The sequence below is a fragment of the Flagellimonas sediminis genome (assembly GCF_010500845.1).
GTDB lineage: Bacteria > Bacteroidota > Bacteroidia > Flavobacteriales > Flavobacteriaceae > Flagellimonas > Flagellimonas sediminis.
The window spans coordinates 1-2,456 of record NZ_JAAAMI010000021.1; the positions used below are offsets into that span (position 1 = coordinate 1).

Consider the following 2,456-nt stretch of genomic DNA (forward strand, 5'->3'; position numbering starts at 1 on the left):
GTTATTTCACCCAACGACACATTCATATAGGGAATGCCCTCATCGTCCAAAATACCTTTGACGGCCATGATGCATCTCGGACAGACCATGTTTTTGATGTACAACACATCTTTCGATTTACTGGACCCAACTTCCATATCATGCAGTGAATTTCCACAGGGCCTTCAAAAAAATGACGACCACTGCCAATATAATGATCAATATCAAGGCCAATATGCCAAGGATTTTCATTCTTTTTTCCTTTCTTTTCTTGGCCGGATCCCGTTTCTTTTTCGCCAGATCCCTTTTTTTCTTTCGTCTTTGCCTCCTAAGTTCGCTCATTTTTCCCAAAATGGTTCAACTGGCACAATAGTCAACTATTTGCTCCTAACAGGAGTCCTTTGCCAAATAAGTATGTCAATGTGTTTGAACTATCGCCTTTTCCATAATTTTCTGATCGTTGGTGAGCTGACATACCACAACAAGAATCCGCTCAAAACGGTAATCAATCCCATCAGGGAAAAAATCCGTAAAACCATGGTGTTAAAATCGTCCCGTCCCTCATAGTCCATGGTATGGGTCATCCACAAAAAATCGAACCATCTCCAGGACCGATGTCTTACATGTTGAAACGACCCATCGGTCTCTGAGACATACGCTTTTAGGTTTTCATCCGTTTCATAGGTGATCACATAGGCCGGTAATGGACGTCCACGATACTCGTGCTGCCCACCTGTTTGGGTGAGTCTTTCGACACTTTTGACCTTAAGTTCGGGCAACATATACTGTGAAGCAACGGCCAAGGCCTGTTGTTCATCGATACCCTTTTTGATCTCCCCCGTTTGTGCATCCATCAAAACCCCACCATTGATCCAATAATAGGGACTTCCCCCTATATTTCTCATTTCCAAAGATTTGATTTTAACGTTCCCGTGTCCATTGGGAGCAATTAAATTCCCAAATTCTGACTGGTCCGGATGCTCCTTGATGAATTGATCTCCATGGATCTCGTCAATGTCCGTCCAACTAAAATATAGTCCACTGATGGTCCACATTAGGAACTGGATCCCAATAAATAGGCCAAGATATCTATGTATCTTTCTGACCTTCATCGATGTTTTTCTTCCGACCATTAGTTCTTCCCGTTGTTTCGTGAGGAGTTATGCATCTTTACAATTTTCCATTCCCCATCCGTTTTTTTAAGGATGGCGGTGGCAACCCCTTTTCTGCTGATCGTTTTGCCCTCACCTCCATTTTCCGATTTTAGGCCAATGGTATAGACATAGCTTTCCGTAGTAAAGGCAAAGGGTAGCTCCACCTTCACTTCAATGGTATAATCCGAAAACCTAAAACTGTTGAAATGTCCAAGTTCTGGACCTATATGATGGTCGAGATAATGTTGATAGGTGCCTTCCACGCCCCCGGATTCAAAAACTTCGGAATCTTCCGCAAAAAGCTCCAAGGTACCTTCCGTGGTCAAATTTTGCAGTGCTTCTTTATAGCTTTCCAAAATCCTCAGCACAGCGGCCCTGTCCTGGTCTAGGTTTTCCTTGTTAGGGTTTGTTTGGCCAAAGCTTGTCCCTGTGAGAAATACGGCCATTAGAAAAATCTGTAAAGTAATACGTTTCATTGGTTTGTTTTAGCATTGTTTAGGTTAGTATTTATTGTATGATAAAGGCTCCCAGGGCAATCGAAATGACGATCCCATACAGGATATGGGCCAACCATTTTTTTAAAATGGCCTTTTTCGGCTGGACAGGTCCATTGTCACGACAACAATCTTTCATCTTCTTTTCCATTAGTGCCTGACAAGGGAAGGGAACGATTAACTAACTAACTCACCAACCAATCAACTTTGGGTGTTCCCCTCCCTTTCAGGACTTTATTTCCTTATTCATAGTAACCGGAGATGACCAACAACAATAGCAATATCGTTTGTCCCGGTTTTAGGGTGATTTCCATGTCATTTTCAATTATCCAATTCTTCCATTAGATCATTTACCAAGGTCAATATCCGTTCTTTCTCTTCCACCGATAATTTTGCATCCTTATGGATCAGGGTATAGGAAGATAGGGGCATCTTATCGTCTTCGATCTGACTTGCGATGGACTTTAGTTTGCTCCTTTTTCTTCGATCCGAATAGTCGCCCCATTCATTGAAATTGAGTTCTTCCTTTCCCTCTTTGATGTGTTCTTCCAAAAACCAGGCGATGGGTTGGACCTTATTGTACCACGGGTATTGGGTGTTGTTACTGTGGCAATCATAGCAAGATACCCGCAAATCGTGTTCGATATCCTTGGCAACCTGGTTCACCGACATGAAGTCCGTATCGGGAACCACATCGCTCAAGTTGGGTTCTGTGGGCACAAACTGGATGCCCACAAATCCCAATAGCACTACCAATGCTATGATTTTCAGCACTTTCATTTAATTGATTTCCTTTTGCACCTTACCACAGGTCAACATCTGACTTCCA

Annotated in this window: 4 protein-coding genes; all 4 read right to left on the reverse strand. The window is 42.7% G+C overall.

Annotated elements, in window-relative coordinates; translation table 11 throughout:
• Nucleotides 1-138: 138 nt before the first annotated feature.
• Nucleotides 139-321 carry a hypothetical protein gene (locus tag GTK07_RS19000; protein WP_036385858.1) on the reverse strand — a complete coding sequence of 61 codons (183 nt, stop codon included), beginning with the start codon at nt 319-321 and terminating at the stop codon, nt 139-141.
• A gap of 89 nt (nt 322-410) precedes the next feature.
• Nucleotides 411-1,112, reverse strand: coding sequence for a PepSY domain-containing protein (locus GTK07_RS19005; protein WP_163636623.1), 702 nt, complete (start codon nt 1,110-1,112; stop codon nt 411-413).
• Nucleotides 1,112-1,609: a YybH family protein gene (locus tag GTK07_RS19010; RefSeq protein ID WP_136565995.1), complete on the reverse strand. Its 498-nt coding sequence runs from the start codon at nt 1,607-1,609 to the stop codon at nt 1,112-1,114. The genes GTK07_RS19005 and GTK07_RS19010 overlap by 1 nt, the downstream gene beginning before the upstream one ends.
• A gap of 339 nt (nt 1,610-1,948) precedes the next feature.
• Nucleotides 1,949-2,407 (reverse strand): heme-binding domain-containing protein, encoded by a 459-nt coding sequence (locus tag GTK07_RS19015; protein ID WP_090294899.1) that lies wholly within the window; start codon nt 2,405-2,407, stop codon nt 1,949-1,951.
• Between the last annotated feature and the right edge of the window lie 49 nt (nt 2,408-2,456).

Bases quoted from the DNA above. Each gene is read 5' to 3' on its own strand.
- GTK07_RS19000 (WP_036385858.1), bottom strand. From the start codon at position 321: ATGAGCGAACTTAGGAGGCAAAGACGAAAGAAAAAAAGGGATCTGGCG.
- GTK07_RS19010 (WP_136565995.1), bottom strand. From the start codon at position 1,609: ATGAAACGTATTACTTTACAGATTTTTCTAATGGCCGTATTTCTCACA.
- GTK07_RS19015 (WP_090294899.1), bottom strand. From the start codon at position 2,407: ATGAAAGTGCTGAAAATCATAGCATTGGTAGTGCTATTGGGATTTGTG.
- GTK07_RS19005 (WP_163636623.1), bottom strand. From the start codon at position 1,112: ATGGTCGGAAGAAAAACATCGATGAAGGTCAGAAAGATACATAGATAT.